This is a genomic window from Fundidesulfovibrio putealis DSM 16056 (genome assembly GCF_000429325.1).
GTDB classification, from domain to species: Bacteria; Desulfobacterota; Desulfovibrionia; order Desulfovibrionales; family Desulfovibrionaceae; genus Fundidesulfovibrio; species Fundidesulfovibrio putealis.
Genome location: NZ_AUBQ01000004.1, coordinates 360,078 through 376,055 on the forward strand (window position 1 = coordinate 360,078; position 15,978 = coordinate 376,055).

Sequence of the window (15,978 nt, forward strand, 5' to 3'; positions counted from 1 at the left end):
CGACATCGCAGAAAAGTCTGAATTTTAACGCAACAATTCAGAGTGTTAGAGTGGTGTGTGGCAAAATGACATCATTTTTAGCCGACGTGTGGCAAAATGCCCCCTGCTCGTGAAGCGCGCGGGCAACACGTTTTATTCTACATTCAATATCACCGAAAAGGCCTTGAACAGGGCGCATATGTCGTCGCCAACCTTCAGGTCCAGCGCCCTGACGGACTCGTCGGTCACCAGGGAACATATCTTGGTGCCGTCGGCCAACTCCAGGATCACCTCGGCTGAAATCTGCCCCTCGTTCACCTTTATGATCTTCCCGCAGTACTTGTTGCGGGCGCTGGTTTTGAGCTTCATGTCCTCCTTGACCAGGATGACCCATGGAGCCTTTACCGTTGCGACGACCAGGGACCCGACCGATATGCCTAGAGCCCCGAGGCTGTCGTGGGTTATGACCGACGATACCTTGAGGCCACTCGGCGTGGTTACTTCAACCTCCGCCAGGATGTTGCCCGACCGGATGGACGTCACCTTGCCGGTGAACGAATTGCGGGCGCTGGTCTTCCTCTCCGTTTCCTTGAGGATGTAGAAGTTTACGATGCGCTGGATGTCGTCTTCGGAAAAATTGATGTACTGGGCCGTGAGGTTCACGCTCTGGTGCCCCATGATGGCCTGAACAACCTTGAGCGGCACGCCCTCTCTCAGCAGTTCCACGGCCCGCGAATGCCTGATGACCCTGGGGTTGGCCAGATCCCTGGGCAGGCCGCATTCGTCGGCGCGCTCATAGAATTTTCTGCGCACGAAGCCCTGGTCCAGCTTGAACACCTCTCCCCGAAGCGACGCCGCCATGGGTTCCTGAAGCAGGCATTCGATTTCCTGGGCTATTTCCTTGGGAAGTTGCACCCGGCGCTGGTGTTCGCCGCGCACCTCCAGTTCGGAGCGCTGGAAATCGAAGTCGCGATGGTCGTCCACGGCGATGGCCTCGCCGAGTTTCAACGCGCCGTAGCGGATCAGCAGGAACAGCAGCCAGATGCGCGCGCGCGAGCGTCTGCGGGCCGGGCTTTCCACGGCTTCGTACCAGGAGCGGAACGCCTGGGTCAGTTCCATCAGCTGGACATGGTCCAGGTGCTTGACGTCGGAGGGCACATCGAAGGTCTTCGCCGGACAGGGAGCTTTAACGTTGCGGCGTTGTCCTGCTGCGCTCTCCGCCGTGGGCGTATTCCCGTCCGTAACGGGGCTGCCGCCGATTTTTTCCAGGACAAATCGGAGATCGTCGGAGCCGAGCGAGTTCAGAAATGTGACCAGATTGTCTCGAATCATGCTGAAGCACCTCAGGATTTCTTATTACCACCGAATTTCGCATTTGTCCCATTGTCACGAATCACTCAGAATACGTGTGTGGATTGGCGATGATGGCTCCAGGACGTATACGTGAAACTCCGGCTGGTATCTTTGGCCGGAAGGAGAACTCCATGGAACTTGTCGTCATCCTGGCAGCCTGCTTCACGCTGCTCTTTATCGTAGAGGTTTTTCTGGGAGGCGCATTGCCCGCGCCGGAGATCGGCTGCAAGAGCGTTGGCGGCCGCATGAAGATGGGGGCATTCTTCGGACAGGCCCTGCCTCTCTCCTTAGCGGGAATCGGCCTGCCCATGTCCATCCAGCACGGCTGGGCTATCTGGCTGGTGGCGGGCGGGCTCATCCTGCACATGCTGGTCTGCCGTATCATGAAGGCCTGCTGAGATGCGCCCCATAGCTGTGCCCATCGCCTTGCGGAAAACAACAGACGCCTAGCGGCTCCTGGCCTGTCTCGCGTCGCCGCAAGGACAGGCACTGCCTGCCTGATACGGGCACGGGAAACAGTAGCGCAACGCAGCCACCCGCCCCTTCCGTACAATTGCCGCAAAATAGGGCAGCCTCGCTTTCGCGGGGCTGCCCTTCTGATTTCATGGAGAAAGCGAGACTACTTGGTCCAGACCAGCTTGGGGTCCAGGGAGTAGGTCCAGGGCAGGCCGTAGTTTTTCCAGCCGTTCTTCATGCGTTTGTTGTTGTAGACGCTCTCCGGGTCGGTCACCATGTCTCCCTCGAAGCTGTCCACGATGTTGTATGCATTGGTGTATCCGGCCTGGGCGAGCAGGTTGACCGCTGCGGCGGCGCGCTGGCCGCTGCGGCACATCACCAGCACGGTGGCGTTCTTATCGACGGACTTGGCGACCTGGGCGACGAAATCCGGGTTGGCGGCCATGCCGTAGGTCTTCTTCTCTGCGTCGAAAATCCCCGAAAACAGTTGTACAGGAATGTTCACAGCCATCTCAGGGTGGCCCACAAAGCTGTATTCCTCGGGGGTGCGCACATCCAGGATGACGACCTCCTTGGGTTTGCCGCGCCACATCAGGTAGGCTTCCATGGAGTTGCAGTACTTGCCCAGAGACGTCTGCTTGCGGGTGTCCGTGGGAACCGGAGTGCTGGGCGCGGGCTGCGCCAGGACCAGGGCGGCCCAAAGCATGGTGCTCGCGGCGACCGCAGTCAGGATGATCGTGAGTTTCCTCATAGTTATCCCTCTTCAGTAGTGGTTTCCGAATGAAATGAGCAGCTTTTCATTCCATACAGAAGCTTGTTGCAAAGGACAATGGGCAAATAATTCGACCATTTTACGACGAATTCCACTGATACCGGACAAAAATACGATGCATACTGGCAGACAACCCGCTTGTTCAGCAAAAGCTGATGATCATTGATCCCTGTCAAGCGGCGTGTAGGACCGGAAAAGCCCCTTGGGCGCCCAGAATCCTTTCTGCGGATCGAAGAAGACCCGCATTCCCACGCCGCCGAAGGCTTCGCGATAGTCGGCGGCGTTGCTGATCCCGCCAAAGACCCCTGCGGCAAAATAGGGAGACAGGAGCTTCAGGGCCTCGCCTTTGGCGGAATAGGCGAATTTTGTCTCGCTCTTCCCGGAATAGTGTCCGGCGTACTCTTCAAGCTGCGCTGAGGAGAGCCCGAAGACCGACGCGCCCGCCAGGGGATACTTGGCCGCGCTGGCGGTCCGCTCGTACATGTAGCCCACCGAGCCTTCCAGATCGAACCAGTAATCCCGGCATTCGGGCGAACGCAGCCGCACGAATGGCCCGGTGATGAACAGCAGGTCCGGACTGTAGTAGCCGCCGTTGCCGAAGGTGTAGAAGTTCAGGTTGCGGCTGTAGTGCTTGATGGTGGCGAAAACGCCCAGCGCCAGTTCGTTTTCCGCCAGCTTGAAGGTGCGCCCGGCGGACGCGTTGCCTTTCAGGCCCACGTTGTCGGCCACGTGCTCACCCCAGAGGTACTCCGCTCCGCCGCCAAGGCTCATGAACCAGTCGTCTGCCGGAGCGAACACGTACGAGCCCTGAGCGCCGCTTCGCATCACCCGGCCCCAGGTCTTCGAACTGTACGGATCGCGCTGGCCGATCCAGGACAGCATGGATTCCGTCACCGGCTTCTGGTGCAGTTGCAATTCCCAGGTGGGCGAAGAGACGTTGGCGCTGAAGGTCGGCATGACGGACACGGGGCCGCCGATGGGGCTCGTGCCGGCAGTAAGCCGCCAGCGGTAAGGCCCTTCGATGTCCAGGGACAAGGTCGGCGTGTAGACAGTGGCCTCCGTGATGAGCGAGTTGCGCGGAGCCACGCCCGATACGCGGGCGTAATAGGAACCGGCGTACGGATCGGCCGGGGCGCTCCCGCTGTTCAGGAAGCTGGGTGCGACGGTCGCTCCCACTCTCCAGCCATTCTGGCTGGCCCAGGAATACCCCACGGGCGCGGTCCATTCGGTCAGTCTGGAGAAGCCACTGTCCCCGGTTTTGGAGCGCACGAAGGCTCGCACATCCACCATCTGGGTATCGGCATTGGCGCAGCAGTCGTCCGCGACGCCACCGGATTTCGCGGCTTGGGCTGCCAGGATGGGGGCGTTCTGCTCGCGATAGAACCGCGCGGCGGCCTTGTGCGATTCCGGGTTCTGGTCCGCAGCCATCCGGGCTGCGGTTTCAAAAGCCTTCACGCGCTGCCCGCTGTTGGAAAGCGACAGGACCATGGGGGAGAGAAAGCGCGAGTCGCCGGTCGCCTTGTAGCGTTCCTGGAACGCAGCGTAGGCGGTGGCGTAATCGCCTTTGCCGTAGGCCGTCCAGGCTTCGGCCTCCCGCACCTGGACGCCGTCCGGCCAGATGGCCCGCGCCTTGGCCGTAAATGCTCCGGCTGCGGCGTAGTCCTTGGCTTCCACGGCGGCAAACGCCTGCTGCACATAAGCCTGATAGGCAAGATCCTTCATCAAGGGATCATCGGTCTTGCCCGAAGCGGCCACAACGGAAAGCGCCTCGTCCGCCCGGCCCAGCTTGAGCAGGCTGTAGCCCAGCCCCAACTGCACGTCCTCGCGTTTGGGATATTGCCCGGCCAAGGTGCGGAAACTGTCGAGGGCCTTGGTGAAATCACCCTGGTTGAGGGCGTCCCAGGCCAGCATGGCGCGCGCGTCCGGGTCGGCAGGGTCGGCGTTCAGGATGGAGCGCGCCAGTTCCACTCGCGTGGCCTGGGAAACGCCCGGCCTGCCCATCTGCTTCTTGTCCAGCACCAGGGCCAGGTCACGCAGGGCCATCTGCTGGCGCGGGGTCAGGCCTCGGGCCGTCTCCTGGTAGCGGTGCAGGCTGTCGCGCACGATCTCCGGGTCCGTGATGGCTGCAAGATCGTAGAAAGCCCCCATGCGGACGCCGAAATCAAGCTTCGGACAGGACAGGAGCCGCGCGAATACCGGCTTGGCCTGGGCCTCAAGCCCCTGGCCGACCAGCCCCTGGGCAATCTTGAGATACACGTCCGCGTCGGCGCAGGCGGATAACCCGGTCGCGTGCTGCGAAAGGATGGCCTGAAGCCGCGAGGCCGACGGATTGTTCCCGGCCTGGGCAATCGCGGCACGAACGCCGCTCTCCGGGGCATCGGCAACCTGCCTGGGTGGCTCGACTGGCGCAAGCTGCGCCCACTGGGAGCGTTGGTTTTCGGGCAGCTTCTGAATGTAGCGCGCCAGGGTTTCCCTGTCGCCCTGAGCCTTCAGCACGGTCAGGAGCGCCGGGAGGGTTTCCTGCACGTTGTAGCCGGCGTCAAAAGCCTTCTGGAAGTTCTCGCGGGCCTTGGGAAGATCGCCCAGGCGAAGCGAGGCGTACCCCAGCCCGAGGCGCGCGCGCATCTGGGCGTCTGCGTTCCCGGAGGCAAGCGCCAGGGAGAAGGCCTCCTCGGCCTGCTTCCAGTCGCCTGCGCTGAAACGCTCCCAGCCCATGGAAAGGAGCTGCTCGGCGGACAGGGATACCCGCGAGGCCTGCCCGGATTGTCCGGCCCCGCTGCGGCGGCCTTCCTGGACTGAACGCTCCACCGCCACGGGCTCCTGGGACTCCGTTCGCACCCCTGCGGATGGTTCACGGACCACGGAAGGTCCCTGCGCGCTCCGTTCCACGCTGCCCTGGGCCAGTGCGGAGGTTGCGCAGCCGAACAACATGGCTGCCAACATCAGGACGTACACGAGCTTCATTACAGACCTCGCGTTTTGGCCATCAGGAACAGAACGTAGGAATAGTAGTTCTGCTTTTCGTTGGGGAGAACGGACTCTGCCTTGCGCCACAGGTCCGAGGCGGTCTGGCCGTCGCCCAGCGTCTGCGCCGCGCGGGCCAGGATCGCGTAGAAACCGGCTGAGGCGTCACCTCCGTTCCCAACTCCCGGAGCGACCCCGATACTGGCGGGCAACGCGCCCTTTTCCCTGAACATGTCCAGGAGCGCAGTGAACCCGGCCAGACTTTTGCGGTCCAGGTCCCAGGCCAGATACAGGGGCACGCGGATGGCATCGTAGGAGAAGGCGCGCCCCTTCTCTCCCCAGGGAGAGAAGACGCCCTTGGCCAGAAGCACCCAGTCCGGCGGCAGCTTGAGCGGTCCGGCCAGGGATTTCGACAAGAGCTCCCGGCAGGAGGCGTGCAGCGCCCGCCAGAAGTCGGCGTCGCCGGTGCGGGCCAGGTCGTAAAAGGCCGGGAAGATGAAGTACGAGGGGTTGAAGGCCACTTCGCCCTGGTCGACGAACCCTTCACGACCAGGCAGCAGGATGGTGTAGCCGCCGGACGCGACGGTCAGGCGCGCCCGGATGGCCTGGGCGATGGCCTTCGAAGCGTCGACATACTCATGCCGCTTCCAACGCTCCCCGGCGCGAAGGAGCGTCCAGGCCAGGAAGATGTCCGCGTCGGTGGCGTTGTTCGCGTCCAGCACGCCCCAGGAACCGTCTTCGCGCCTGCCCCAGGACCATGCAAACAGCCCATCCGATTGCGACGTGGACAGATTGTTGCGGGTCCACGTCCAGACTGTGTCGAAAAGTTCAGGCTCGTCGAAGGACAGGGCCAGATACATGGTAAAGCTCTGGCCTTCGGAATGGCTCATCTGTTTATTGAAGAAATCGATGACCCGGCCATCCTTCTGGACGAAGGTCGCCTTGTAGTATGTCCATTCCGGAGGCGCATCGGCAGCCTGGATGGAATCGGGTGAGGCCAGCAAGAGCGCTGCCAGGGCGCATAATCCGGCCAGACGGGTTGCGCGGAAAAGACTCATGACACCTCATTGGCGAATGTCGCGTTGCTGCCGCAGGGAAGGCAGCCGGATGCAATCCATTCGAACGGCCCAGGCACATTGAGAACCGCTTTATACATGCTCTGTCAAGTGTCAATGACGCGATTTGTTTTAATTTGTCATTGAACATCTTGGCCAGCCATAATGGCTGTTCCAAAATCAGCACAAAATTCCTGACGCGAGGCGACCCGTTGCCTCGGATAATCCCCATCGCAAAGCCGTACGGCTCATGTCGACGCGCGCCGATAGCCTGAAGAAATGCGACGGTCCGGCCCGACACGGCAGGTAATCTTCGTAATTTTGTCATGCAGAAGGAGGAAAAGTGCGCTAGAGTTCTCCAACGTTTGAATACTGGAGGCTGAACATGGGAGAGAAAACCGTTCTCATGGATGTTGAGGAGACCGTCCTGCGCTACGACGCGGCCGTCATGCTGAGGAAAATCGCGGACGACCTGGCTCAGGGCAAGCTGGTGACGCCCGACGGCGAAGTGGAAGTGGGCGGGCAGATCGAAGTGGAGTGCAAAGGCAAGATCAAAGCCAAGGAAAACGGCCAGAAGGGTTCCATCAAAATAGAATTGTCCTGGTGCGTCCCGACCGCCTAGCCTTGCGGACTGGATGACCAGTTCCCGTTTGTCCACCGGTCCGTGCCGCAAGGCACGGGCCGCTGTTGTTTTGGAAGAAGGCGCCTTGCCGCCCTGCTACGCGTCCGTGCGGTTGGCCGCCAGCCAGTCGAAGAATTCCCGGTCCTGCACCTTGACGTGCTTCACCAGCCAGACCAGCAGGAAGCGCAGCAGATCAAGCGATGTCCACTCGCTGTCGATGAGGGCCTCGCCGCCGAACATGCTGGTCTTTTGCAGAAATTCGCCGTGCAGACATTGATGCTGGGCAAGCTTCGGCCATCCGGCCCTGGCCATGAAATGCTCCTCGGCGGCGAAGTGTGAAGCCGCGTAGCTCTTCATGCCCTGCAACGCGTCCAGCACCCCCTGGCCGAACTCACCCTTGGAAACGCGCCTGTCCAGTTCGAGGATCATGTCGAAAAGTGCCCTGTGCTGCTTGTCGGTGAGGTCATGCCCCAAATTCAGGCTCGGATCCCATTCGGCAGGCGCATTGATCATTTATGAGCTCTCCTGAGTTCCTTGATGAACGTGTTCACGTTCTTGTCGCCTTTGATCTGGCGGGCAACCACCCAGGTCCCCCAGAAAATCGGGATGTTTCGATTGGCGGCGTCTTCATAGAACGTATCCAGGCCGGTCGCGAGCTGTGCGGTGGTCACGTTGTCCATGTATTTCGCGGTCTGCGCCATGATGCTTTCGATCACGTCGGAACAAACCGAATAGTTCTCACGGATTACAATGTGGATGAGGCTTTCGGAAAGGGCCATGCCGTCGAACAGCCCCAGCAGGATGTCCAGCTTTTCGGTTTCGGGGATGGCACGCCAATAGTGCCCGTCGCGCTTGTCTTGCGCACTGAGCGGCTGGATCAGCGCCGACAGCAGGACCAGCACGAACGTCGAGCATAGGACCATGCGCCGAATTACAAGCGCGATACCGCTTCGAGGACAGGCGCTATGCGCCACCGCCACATTCGTCACCGTCACCCCTCCAACATCGAACTCTATATAGAAAAAGGCCGTGCCCCCGTCCAGGGGCACGGCCTTTTTTTAAGGCATTTCGGCGAATTATTTTTTCAGCCAGCTCATCATGGAGCGCAGCTTGCCGCCGACTTCCTCGATCTGGTGCGCGGCGTTGACGCGGCGCATGGCCAGGAAGTGGGCGCGGCCACCGGCTTTGTTCTCCAGGATGAAGTCCTTGGCGAACTGGCCGGTCTGGATCTCGGTCAGGATCTTCTTCATCTCGGCCCGGGTCTCGTCGGTGATGATGCGAGGGCCACGGGTGTAGTCGCCGTACTCGGCGGTGTCGGAGATGGAGTAGCGCATCTTGGCCAGGCCGCCCTCGTAGATCAGGTCCACAATGAGCTTGAGCTCATGCAGGCACTCGAAGTAGGCGATCTCGGGCTGGTACCCGGCGTTGACCAGGGTCTCGAAGCCGGCCTTGACCAGCTCGGAGACGCCGCCGCACAGAACTGCCTGCTCGCCGAAGAGGTCGGTCTCGGTCTCTTCGGTGAAGGTGGTCTGGAGCACGCCGGAGCGGGTGCCGCCAACGCCCTTGGCGTAGGCCAGGGCGGTCTGGAAGGCCTTGCCGGTGGCGTCCTGGTGGACAGCCACGATGCAGGGCACGCCGGAGCCTTCGGTGTAGACGCGGCGCACCATGTGGCCGGGTCCCTTGGGGGCGATCATGATCACGTCAACGTCGGCCGGGGGCACGATCTGGTTGAAGTGAATGTTGAAGCCGTGTCCGAAAGCCAGGGTCTTTCCGGCCTTCAGGTTGGGCTTGATGCTGGATTCGTAGATCTCGGCCTGGAGCTGGTCCTGCACCAGGATCATGATGACGTCGGCGGCGGCGGAAGCCTGGGCGGCGTCCATGGGCTCGAAGCCGTGCTCTTTGGCGAGCTTCCAGTTGGGGCCGCCTTCGCGCTGGCCGATGACGACCTTGACGCCGGAATCGCGCAGGTTCTGGGCGTGGGCGTGGCCCTGGGAGCCGTAGCCGATGATGGCAACGGTTTTATCTTTCAGCAGGGACAGGTCGGCGTCGGAATCGTAGAAGACTTTCATCGAAAGGGCTCCTTTGCATCTTATAGAGAGGGATGGCTGATTGTCGCGGGACGTGCAGATTAGACGAAAACTGTCTGTTCCGCAAGCAGGAATGGGGCGCGCCCCAAGGCGCGCCCCACGATTGATCTGAATTGACCGCTACTGCATGGAGCGGCGCATGGCCACCGCGCCGGTGCGCGCGATCTCTTTTATGCCGAAGCGCTGCATCAGGTTGATGAGCGCGGTCAGCTTGTCCTGCGTGCCGGTGATCTCGATGGTCAGCTCGTCGAAGCCCACGTCCACCACCTTGCAACGGAACACGTCCACGATGCGCAGTATTTCCGCGCGCTTGCCCTCTTCTGCGGACACCTTGAGGAGCATCATCTCGCGTTCGACGTTCTTCACCTCGGTCAGGTCCACGACCTTGATCACGGTGACCAGCTTGCGAAGCTGCTTAATTATCTGTTCTATGATCTGCTCATCCCCAGTGGTGGAGATGGTCATGATGGACACCCCTTCCTCGAGGGTGGGGGCCACGTTCAGGGTCTCGATGTTGAAGCCTCTGCCGGAAAACAGGCCCGAAACGCGCGAGAGGACGCCCGGCTCGTTTTCCACGAGAATGGAGAGAATGTGGCGCACGGCGTCCTCCTTAAACCAGGATCATTTCAGTGAGGGATTTGCCGGCAGGGACCATGGGATAGACGTTCTCCTCAGGGTCCACGACCACATCCACAATGCAGGGCTTGGGCGTCGCGAAAGCCTCTTTGAGCGTGGCTTCCAGGTCCTTGGCCTGCGTGACGCGGAAACCCGCCGCGCCGTAGGCCTCGGCCAGCTTCACGAAGTCCGGGGCAACGTCCATGCAGGTGTTGCAGTAGTTCTTCTCGTAGAAGAGTTCCTGCCACTGGCGCACCATGCCCAGGTAGCCGTTGTTCAGGATGACGATCTTCACGGGCAGGTTGTAGCACACGGCAGTGGCCAGCTCCTGGATGCACATCTGGATGGAGCCGTCGCCCGCCACGTCTATGACCAGCTTCTCCGGGAAGGCCGCCTGCGCGCCTATGGCCGCAGGGAAGCCGTAGCCCATGGTGCCAAGTCCCCCCGACGTCAGCAGGGTCCGGGGCTTTTTGTAGTTGAAGAACTGGGCGGCCCACATCTGGTTCTGCCCCACCTCGGTGGCGATGATACAGTCGCCCTTGGTGATCTTGTACAGGGCTTCCACCACGGACTGGGGCTTTATCATGCCGCCCTTGGCAGCAGGCTTGTACTTGAGCGGATGCTTGGCCTTCCATTCGGCGGTCTGCTCAAGCCACTTGGTCTTTGGCGGACACCCCTCGCCCTCTTCCACGATGGCCGCCATCTCCTTGTTGAGGGCTTCCATGAACAGGCGGCAGTCGGCCACGATGGGCACATGCACGTGCACGTTCTTCTGGATGGAGGTGGGGTCGATGTCGATGTGGACCATGGTGGCCTTGGTGGCGAACTCCGAGAGCTTGCCGGTGACCCGGTCGTCGAAGCGCGCCCCCACCGCCAGGATGAGGTCCGCGTTGGATATCGAGTGGTTGGCCGCGTAGGTGCCGTGCATGCCGAGCATGCCGAGCCACATGGGGTCGTCGCCAGGGAAGCAGCCCAGGCCCATGAGCGTGGCCGTAACCGGGACGCCGTAGGTCTGGGCCAGCTTGGTGACTTCCTTGGACGCGCCGGAGCTTATGACGCCGCCTCCGGCATAGATGACGGGATGCTTGGACTTGCAGAGCAGCTCAGCAACCTTGCGCACCTGCTTGACGTTGGGATCGTAGTGCGGGTTGTAACCCCGCATGGAGACCTTTTTGGGATAGCTGTAGGTGCACTTTTGCTGCTGGAGATCCTTGGGCAGGTCGATGAGCACAGGCCCGGGGCGGCCTGACTGGGCAAGGAAGAAGGCTTCCTTGATGGTCTTGGCCAGCTTGGTGATGTCCTTCACCAGGTAGTTGTGCTTGGTGCAGGGCCGGGTGATGCCCACGATGTCCACTTCCTGGAAGGCGTCGTTGCCGATGAGCGGCGTGGGCACCTGCCCGGTGATGATCACCACGGGGATGGAATCCATGTAGGCCGTGGCGATGCCCGTGACGGTATTTGTGGCGCCGGGACCCGACGTTACCAGGCATACCCCTACCTTGCCCGTGGCGCGCGCATAGCCGTCGGCCATGTGGATAGCGCCTTGCTCATGGCGTACCAGCACGTGCTTCAAGTTGGGATAGTTGGGGATCTGGTGGTAAATGTCTATCACCGCGCCCCCGGGGAAGCCGAAAAGAACGTCCACTCCCTCGCGTCCCAAGGACTCGAGGAGTATCTGGGCCCCGGTCAGTTCCATAAATTAATTAGCCTCCGCCTGACGGTATTTATCCAGGATGGTTTGGATACGGGTTTTGCCTGCCAGCTTCTTTTTCTTGAGTTCCTTGATTTCCAGGTCCTCGGTGGCATTGAGGAAAGATTTGCCTTCCAGCTTGTCGATAAGCTTGTCGAAGGCCACGTGTTCGCTGTAAAGCGCCCTGAGCTCCACGTCCGACTCGCTGTGCTTGGCGATAAGCTCCAGATCGCGACTGTCCATGGCCGTTGCCTCCTGTTAAGGTTACTCCGAATCCTCCATTGCCTGTTCCATTGCGCCCCATCCGGGCGTGTAGCCCGATGATACGCGTATCGTCTTTTTCCTGCCGGTCTGGCCAGCGGAAATTTCCAGGGCGCTTCTGGGAAGCCCCCAATACTTCGAGAGAAAGAGCACCAGCGCCGCATTGGCCTTGTTGTCCACGGCGGGGGCGCGCAGCTTCAGTTTGAGCCTGCCGTCCACCACGCCAAGGGCGGCGTCCTGTTTGGCCCCCGGCTGCACCCACACCCGGACGCGGTATCCGCCGTCCTTGGCCGCCTCGGCATAGGACGGAGTGTCCATGGCCTAGTGCCGCGCCCTCAAAATTCGTTCATACTGCATATAAGCCTAACCAAAGAGAATTATAAACCCGTGAAAACATACTCATGTCTTTCAAAGACGTTACGCTATTCCCGCCCTTCGACGAAGGTGAACTCCCCGTCGGACTGGCCCGAAGCCGAAGAGGTCTCGGAGGACTCCAGCAGCCGGAAATGGTCTTCGAGGAGCTTTCGCAGCTCCTGCTCGAAGGCTTCGCGCTGGGCGCGCATCTCGGCGATTTCCTCGAAGATGCGGGCCTTCATGAGGTTGGCGTCGGCTTTTATACGCGCGGCCTCCAGGCGGGCGTCCTCGAGAATGCGCTGCGCGTCGCGCCGGGCGTTGCCGTGGATTTCCTCCACGATCTTGCGTCCGGCGGCCAGGGTGCCGCGCATGTCCGAAGCTGGCTGGGAGAGGGCAGGGTCCGGGCTGCGCGAAGCCTGCACGCGTTCGAGCTCCACCAGACGCTCCATGAGCCTGCGGTTCTCGTCGGCGGCCTCGCCCAGCGCCTCGGCGGCGTCGTGCATGACCAGGTCCACCTCTTCGGTGCAGTACCCGCGCATGCAGCGGTTGAATTTCTTTCCCAGGAGGTCGATCTTGGAGACCGTCACGCAGTTCTCCCGGTTAACGCACCATGAAGGCCAGTTGGAACAACGACTCGACGATGAACACCTGTCCGATGAACTGCAAGGCCAGAATGACCACTACAGGGGAGAGGTCCATCCCGCCGACCATGACGAAGGGCATCATTCGACGCACCCGGTAGAGCACGGGCTCCGTGGCGGAGTAGAGAAAGCGGACGATCGGATGATACGGATCGGGCCGGATCCAGGAAATCACGGCGGCGATGATGAACACCCACTTGTACGCACCGAAAGCGAAGTCCAGAATCATGGCCAAAGTCTTGATCAACGGTCCCACGAAAGGCATGTCGTTCCCCGTATTGCAGGCTAGGCCGGATTTTTCACGGCTAGGTTAGAGTCTCACACGTTGCCCTGCGAATCAAGGGCTTTTCCCCTACCGTTTTGCTCCGCAAAGCTCCGGAACGGCCTAGCAGGGCCCGTCCAGAAAGCATGCGTGCAGGCTTTCAAAGCTCGTCACGTGATGGTGTGCGGCAAGCCTGGAATTCTTGTAGGCCCAGAAGGCCACCCCGGCGGCGCGGGCGGTCTGCTCGTCCACGATGGAGTCTCCGATGTAGGCCACCTCGTGCCGGGTGAGGTTCCAGTGTTTCAGGATGCTGTGGACGCCCTCCGGGTTGGGCTTGGGATGGCTGACCTTGCCCGCAGTGATCACCGGGGAGAAGTATCCTTCCAGTTCGAAGTTCTCCAGCAGCATCTCCATGGAGTCCGTGCGGTTGGTGTTCACGGCCAGCAGGTACTTCTTCGCCCGCAGCATATCCAGGAACTCGACCAGACCGGACTCCAGATACGTGAACGGCATGATCTCGGAATAGTCGATCTCGCGCCGGATGGCCTCGGCCTCCGCCAGACGCTCCACCGGAACGATGTGCGCGATGGAGGCCATGACCGCGTGGGCGTGGACAAAGTCCTCTTCGTCGGGGGTCATGGGCAGCATGCCGAGCCTCTGGCGCACCAGATTGTAGTACATGCGGTTGGCGTCCTTGGAATCGACCAGAACGCCGTCGCAATCGAAGATGATGCCTTTGATGCCGTGCAGCAAAGACTCGCGGATGACAGTTATGCTCTCGGACATGAATCAGACCTCGCTGGGGGCGACAACCAGACGCGGGGCGTCCAGCCAGGGCTTGGCCGGGTCGGGCCGCTTGGAGAAACAGAGCAGATGCCCGGGCAGGCTGGCCTGACGGAAGGCCCCCTTCAGCCCGAAGCGGGCCAGGGTCTCCGGGGTGGCCGGGACAAAGGCCGCGCCGTACTCCTCCCAGTCGCCCAGGAGGCGCTCGTCGGCGCAGTAGAGCCCGCACTGCGGGGGCACGAAAGTCAGCACGGCGTCCATCAGCACCGCAGAGGGCACGCCCGGACCGCCGGGCACGAGGTCCGGCCTGGCTCCCGCCAGGGAAGCGCCCTCGCCGCCGATGGCGTCGTCGTCTTCAAGGCCCAGTGACTGTTCGAACACGGCCCACTGGCTGTCGAGCTTGTCTTCCAGACCGGCCAGCTCCAGGGCGACCTCTTCCAGGGCCCAGGCCAGGCACAGCTCGGTCTGCGCCGTGGACAGGAGCTTCGCGTTCTCGAGCGCGGCTGCGTCCCCGGACTGAACGGCCCGGATGTCGTCGCGAATGGCGAAGCTGGTGCCGGAGTGGAAGTCCTGCCTATGGGCGGAGGCGAACGCGGAGAGGTCTCCGGCGCGCCTGGCGTCCCTGGCCATCTGGACGAACTGGGCAAGCATGGACTTGACCACTGGCTCGGCCATGGGGAGGTTCTCAGGCCTGAACCATGCGTTTGGAGCGTTTGCAGCTTCTGGAGCGCCCTGCTCCGCCGGGGCGGCAAGGCCCGGATTCAGGAACCGGACAGCCTCGGGGGCGTTTGGAAAGGTCCTGGGACTGAGGGCGGGGACATTGACGAGAAAATCTTTTGTTTCCAAGCTCATAGACCGTGGGTCATCCCCGTGGTTTGGGTGTGTAGTTCCGGCAGCGTCCGCCGCACTCCGGGAGCCTGATCACGCAGACGTCCCCCAGGCAGAGCGCACAGCCGGGATAAGAGTTCGTATCATCCGGCTCATATTCCTGACAACCCGTATCCTCGCTGCAGACTTCCCGGAAACGCTTCTCCCAGATGCCCGTGGCCTTGGATTCATCCAGGTCGAAGGCGTCGGCCTGGGCCAGGAAGGTGTCGTAGACCTGCTGCAGGCGCACCAGCACCCGGCAGCGGTATTCTGGGTCGTAGCCGGGATTGAGGATTTCCTCGTAATCGCAACGCCCGCGCACGTTGTGGCGGCAGGCGGGCGCGGGCAGGCGCAGTATCTGGCTCACGCCGCGCCCGCCCTGGCTTGACCGGGCGCATACGGCGGTGTAGCCTTGCCTTCAATCGACAACCGGAGGCTTGGCATGTTCGGACTCGGAGTATGGGAACTTTCACTCATTCTGATCGTCATCCTGCTTCTTTTCGGCGGCAGCAAGCTGCCGGAACTGGGTCGCGGCCTGGGCAAGGCCATCAAGGATTTTCGCCGCTCCGCATCGGAGCCTGATGAAATCGACATCACCAAGGACAAAGACAAGGACGACAAGCCAAAGCCCTAGTCCTTCCCCTGCCCGCCCGTGAACATGGCCAGCCCCCTGGCCACGTAATGCCCGCCTGAAACCACCGTCAGCACGGCCGTAGCCCACACCAGGGCCTCCACGGCCCAATCCGCCATGCCTTCCCAGCCTGCGGCGTCGTGCAGGAACACCGCCAGGATGAGCGCCATCTGAAGAAGCGTGGTCGCCTTGCTGACCAGGCTTGGCCGGATGCGCGAGCGCATGTCCTGGCCCCAGAAGTTCAAAAGGGCCACTCCGCCCAGGATGATAACGTCCCGGCTGACCACGGCCACGGCCAGCCAGGCCGGAATCCATCCCGCATATGCCAGGCAGACGTAGGCCGCCACCAGCAGGAACTTGTCCGCCAGCGGGTCCAGGATGGCCCCAAGAGGCGAGCGCTGGTTGAGCACGCGGGCCAGGAACCCATCCAGCGCGTCGGTGACGCCTGCCAGGAAGAACAGGGACAGGGCCGCCAGATGTTTTCCGTCCAGGAAGAAGACCACGAAAAGCGGCGTGAACAGGATACGCGCCACGGTGAGCGCATTGGGGATCGTCCAGTTTTCCGAGGCGGAGCCCATGCGCATTC

Annotated in this window: 20 protein-coding genes; 3 read left to right on the forward strand and 17 right to left on the reverse strand. The window is 61.7% G+C overall.

What is annotated here, in order from left to right:
* Positions 1-132 precede the first annotated feature (132 nt).
* On the reverse strand, positions 133-1,311 hold the full coding sequence (locus tag G453_RS0104635; protein ID WP_084502100.1) for a TOBE domain-containing protein: 1,179 nt from the start codon (positions 1,309-1,311) through the stop codon (positions 133-135).
* 152 nt (positions 1,312-1,463) lie between these two features.
* Here G453_RS0104635 and G453_RS0104640 point away from each other — a divergent pair, with 152 nt between their 5' ends.
* Entirely contained in the window at positions 1,464-1,730 is a 267-nt protein-coding gene (locus G453_RS0104640; protein WP_027190107.1) for a hypothetical protein, read from the forward strand.
* 221 nt (positions 1,731-1,951) lie between these two features.
* On the opposite strand, the gene G453_RS22380 is transcribed toward G453_RS0104640, so the two are convergent.
* The 3 genes from G453_RS22380 to G453_RS22385 all read right to left on the reverse strand — a co-directional run bounded on the left by G453_RS22380 (position 1,952) and on the right by G453_RS22385 (position 6,582).
* Positions 1,952-2,539: a rhodanese-like domain-containing protein gene (locus G453_RS22380; protein ID WP_043644387.1), complete on the reverse strand. Its 588-nt coding sequence runs from the start codon at positions 2,537-2,539 to the stop codon at positions 1,952-1,954.
* 180 nt (positions 2,540-2,719) lie between these two features.
* The gene (locus G453_RS0104650) at positions 2,720-5,524 is read right to left on the reverse strand and encodes a cellulose synthase subunit BcsC-related outer membrane protein (RefSeq protein ID WP_027190108.1); all 2,805 of its coding nucleotides are present in this window, start codon (positions 5,522-5,524) and stop codon (positions 2,720-2,722) included.
* Positions 5,524-6,582 carry a glycosyl hydrolase family 8 gene (locus tag G453_RS22385; RefSeq protein ID WP_051271677.1) on the reverse strand — a complete coding sequence of 353 codons (1,059 nt, stop codon included), beginning with the start codon at positions 6,580-6,582 and terminating at the stop codon, positions 5,524-5,526. Before G453_RS22385 ends, G453_RS0104650 begins: the two co-directional genes overlap by 1 nt.
* A gap of 382 nt (positions 6,583-6,964) precedes the next feature.
* On the opposite strand from G453_RS22385, the gene G453_RS0104660 reads away from it, so the two are divergent.
* The gene (locus G453_RS0104660; protein WP_027190109.1) at positions 6,965-7,201 is read left to right on the forward strand and encodes an amphi-Trp domain-containing protein; all 237 of its coding nucleotides are present in this window, start codon (positions 6,965-6,967) and stop codon (positions 7,199-7,201) included.
* Between the two features lie 96 nt (positions 7,202-7,297).
* Here the strand turns inward: G453_RS0104660 and G453_RS22390 are convergent, their stop codons facing one another.
* The 12 genes from G453_RS22390 to G453_RS0104720 all read right to left on the reverse strand — a co-directional run bounded on the left by G453_RS22390 (position 7,298) and on the right by G453_RS0104720 (position 15,128).
* The gene (locus G453_RS22390) at positions 7,298-7,714 is read right to left on the reverse strand and encodes a bacteriohemerythrin (protein WP_051271683.1); all 417 of its coding nucleotides are present in this window, start codon (positions 7,712-7,714) and stop codon (positions 7,298-7,300) included.
* Positions 7,711-8,190, reverse strand: coding sequence for a hypothetical protein (locus tag G453_RS0104670; protein WP_156920803.1), 480 nt, complete (start codon positions 8,188-8,190; stop codon positions 7,711-7,713). Before G453_RS0104670 ends, G453_RS22390 begins: the two co-directional genes overlap by 4 nt.
* Positions 8,191-8,277: 87 nt before the next feature.
* Complete coding sequence (gene ilvC, locus G453_RS0104675; protein WP_027190111.1) at positions 8,278-9,270, reverse strand: ketol-acid reductoisomerase; 993 nt, start codon at positions 9,268-9,270, stop codon at positions 8,278-8,280.
* Positions 9,271-9,408: 138 nt separating this feature from the next.
* On the reverse strand, positions 9,409-9,888 hold the full coding sequence (ilvN, locus tag G453_RS0104680) for an acetolactate synthase small subunit (protein ID WP_027190112.1): 480 nt from the start codon (positions 9,886-9,888) through the stop codon (positions 9,409-9,411).
* A 10-nt stretch (positions 9,889-9,898) separates the two neighbouring features.
* On the reverse strand, positions 9,899-11,599 hold the full coding sequence (ilvB, locus tag G453_RS0104685; protein ID WP_027190113.1) for a biosynthetic-type acetolactate synthase large subunit: 1,701 nt from the start codon (positions 11,597-11,599) through the stop codon (positions 9,899-9,901).
* 3 nt (positions 11,600-11,602) lie between these two features.
* The gene (locus G453_RS0104690; protein ID WP_027190114.1) at positions 11,603-11,836 is read right to left on the reverse strand and encodes a DUF465 domain-containing protein; all 234 of its coding nucleotides are present in this window, start codon (positions 11,834-11,836) and stop codon (positions 11,603-11,605) included.
* 21 nt (positions 11,837-11,857) lie between these two features.
* Complete coding sequence (locus G453_RS0104695; RefSeq protein WP_027190115.1) at positions 11,858-12,172, reverse strand: DUF167 domain-containing protein; 315 nt, start codon at positions 12,170-12,172, stop codon at positions 11,858-11,860.
* A 104-nt stretch (positions 12,173-12,276) separates the two neighbouring features.
* Complete coding sequence (locus G453_RS22395; RefSeq protein ID WP_051271692.1) at positions 12,277-12,795, reverse strand: DivIVA domain-containing protein; 519 nt, start codon at positions 12,793-12,795, stop codon at positions 12,277-12,279.
* 13 nt (positions 12,796-12,808) lie between these two features.
* Positions 12,809-13,114 (reverse strand): YggT family protein, encoded by a 306-nt coding sequence (locus G453_RS0104705; RefSeq protein WP_027190116.1) that lies wholly within the window; start codon positions 13,112-13,114, stop codon positions 12,809-12,811.
* 120 nt (positions 13,115-13,234) lie between these two features.
* Positions 13,235-13,897, reverse strand: a complete 663-nt coding sequence (locus tag G453_RS0104710; protein ID WP_051271696.1) for an HAD family hydrolase — start codon at positions 13,895-13,897, stop codon at positions 13,235-13,237.
* Between the two features lie 3 nt (positions 13,898-13,900).
* Complete coding sequence (locus G453_RS0104715; protein ID WP_027190118.1) at positions 13,901-14,569, reverse strand: hypothetical protein; 669 nt, start codon at positions 14,567-14,569, stop codon at positions 13,901-13,903.
* 187 nt (positions 14,570-14,756) lie between these two features.
* Positions 14,757-15,128 (reverse strand): hypothetical protein, encoded by a 372-nt coding sequence (locus tag G453_RS0104720; protein ID WP_027190119.1) that lies wholly within the window; start codon positions 15,126-15,128, stop codon positions 14,757-14,759.
* Positions 15,129-15,203: 75 nt separating this feature from the next.
* Here G453_RS0104720 and tatA point away from each other — a divergent pair, with 75 nt between their 5' ends.
* The gene (tatA, locus tag G453_RS0104725; RefSeq protein WP_027190120.1) at positions 15,204-15,395 is read left to right on the forward strand and encodes a twin-arginine translocase TatA/TatE family subunit; all 192 of its coding nucleotides are present in this window, start codon (positions 15,204-15,206) and stop codon (positions 15,393-15,395) included.
* Here tatA and pgsA read toward each other — a convergent pair.
* Positions 15,392-15,976 carry a CDP-diacylglycerol--glycerol-3-phosphate 3-phosphatidyltransferase gene (gene pgsA / locus G453_RS0104730; protein ID WP_235731694.1) on the reverse strand — a complete coding sequence of 195 codons (585 nt, stop codon included), beginning with the start codon at positions 15,974-15,976 and terminating at the stop codon, positions 15,392-15,394. The two genes, tatA and pgsA, sit on opposite strands and share 4 nt — an antisense overlap.
* Positions 15,977-15,978: the final 2 nt, after the last annotated feature.

Bases quoted from the DNA above. Each gene is read 5' to 3' on its own strand.
- G453_RS0104635 (WP_084502100.1), bottom strand. From the start codon at position 1,311: ATGATTCGAGACAATCTGGTCACATTTCTGAACTCGCTCGGCTCCGAC.
- G453_RS0104640 (WP_027190107.1), top strand. From the start codon at position 1,464: ATGGAACTTGTCGTCATCCTGGCAGCCTGCTTCACGCTGCTCTTTATC.
- G453_RS22380 (WP_043644387.1), bottom strand. From the start codon at position 2,539: ATGAGGAAACTCACGATCATCCTGACTGCGGTCGCCGCGAGCACCATG.
- G453_RS0104650 (WP_027190108.1), bottom strand. From the start codon at position 5,524: ATGAAGCTCGTGTACGTCCTGATGTTGGCAGCCATGTTGTTCGGCTGC.
- G453_RS22385 (WP_051271677.1), bottom strand. From the start codon at position 6,582: ATGAGTCTTTTCCGCGCAACCCGTCTGGCCGGATTATGCGCCCTGGCA.
- G453_RS0104660 (WP_027190109.1), top strand. From the start codon at position 6,965: ATGGGAGAGAAAACCGTTCTCATGGATGTTGAGGAGACCGTCCTGCGC.
- G453_RS22390 (WP_051271683.1), bottom strand. From the start codon at position 7,714: ATGATCAATGCGCCTGCCGAATGGGATCCGAGCCTGAATTTGGGGCAT.
- ilvC (WP_027190111.1), bottom strand. From the start codon at position 9,270: ATGAAAGTCTTCTACGATTCCGACGCCGACCTGTCCCTGCTGAAAGAT.
- ilvB (WP_027190113.1), bottom strand. From the start codon at position 11,599: ATGGAACTGACCGGGGCCCAGATACTCCTCGAGTCCTTGGGACGCGAG.
- G453_RS0104690 (WP_027190114.1), bottom strand. From the start codon at position 11,836: ATGGACAGTCGCGATCTGGAGCTTATCGCCAAGCACAGCGAGTCGGAC.
- G453_RS0104695 (WP_027190115.1), bottom strand. From the start codon at position 12,172: ATGGACACTCCGTCCTATGCCGAGGCGGCCAAGGACGGCGGATACCGC.
- G453_RS0104705 (WP_027190116.1), bottom strand. From the start codon at position 13,114: ATGCCTTTCGTGGGACCGTTGATCAAGACTTTGGCCATGATTCTGGAC.
- G453_RS0104710 (WP_051271696.1), bottom strand. From the start codon at position 13,897: ATGTCCGAGAGCATAACTGTCATCCGCGAGTCTTTGCTGCACGGCATC.
- G453_RS0104715 (WP_027190118.1), bottom strand. From the start codon at position 14,569: ATGGCCGAGCCAGTGGTCAAGTCCATGCTTGCCCAGTTCGTCCAGATG.
- tatA (WP_027190120.1), top strand. From the start codon at position 15,204: ATGTTCGGACTCGGAGTATGGGAACTTTCACTCATTCTGATCGTCATC.
- pgsA (WP_235731694.1), bottom strand. From the start codon at position 15,976: ATGCGCATGGGCTCCGCCTCGGAAAACTGGACGATCCCCAATGCGCTC.